Source organism: Mesorhizobium sp. M7A.F.Ca.CA.004.06.1.1 (genome assembly GCF_003999135.1).
Taxonomy (GTDB): Bacteria; Pseudomonadota; Alphaproteobacteria; order Rhizobiales; family Rhizobiaceae; genus Mesorhizobium.
On sequence record NZ_RZPQ01001252.1, the window covers coordinates 1 to 935 of the forward strand.

Genomic DNA, 935 nt, shown 5'->3' on the forward strand with positions numbered 1-935 from the left:
GTTCCGGACAATTTCAGCATCACAGTCACGGACGTTGACGGCGATTCGGCCAGCACCACCTTTGCCGTCGCCATCGTCGATGACGTGCCGACGGCGGTTGCCGATACCGACAGCATCGCGGCCGGCCAGTTTGGCCCGGCGACAGGCAATGTACTGGTTGGCGGAACAGATGCCGGCGACGCCAACGCGACGGACGGGGTTGCCGACACCAAGGGCGCCGATGGCGCAACTGTGGTTGGCGTGCAGGCCGGCAACACCAACACCGATGTCGACAATGCGGCCACGCTGAACGCGCCGATCCAGGGCAGCTACGGCACGCTGACACTGCTGGCGGACGGCTCCTACAGCTATGTGCGCGCTGCCGGCACGCCCGGCGGCGTCAACGATGTCTTCACCTACACGATCAAGGACGGCGACGGCGACACCTCGCACACCACGCTGACGATTTCGATCGGCAACTCGACGCCTGTGATCACCGACCTGACGCCGGAGGCCATCGGCGGCGACGTCGTCGTCAACGAGGCGGCGTTGAATATCGGCACGCCGGGCGGGCCTGGGTCCGATCCGGCAAGCACGGCCGAGACCGGCGCCGGCACCTTCACCGTCTCCTCTCCCGACGGCATCAACTCACTGGCGATCGACGGCAACGCCTTCATTACCAATGGCGTGTTCACGGCGGGCTCCTTCACCACCGCATTTGGCAACACGCTCAATGTGACGGCTTACAATGCCGCTACCGGCCAGGTGAGCTACATCTATACGCTGCTCGACAATGAGGCGCATGCCGCCGTCCAGGGCACCAACGACCTGTTCGAGAACTTCACCGTCACGTTGACCGACCAGGATCTGCAGAGCGCCAACGCCACGCTCTCCGTCAAAATAGTCGACGATGTGCCGGCGGCAGCGAATGAAGCCTCGCAGGCGGGTGGCGCAGG

The 935-nt window shown here is 64.6% G+C and carries 1 pseudogene; it reads left to right on the forward strand.

From position 1 onward, the window contains the following. Positions 1–935 (forward strand): annotated as a pseudogene (locus EN906_RS37655) (Ig-like domain-containing protein); the annotation flags it as partial.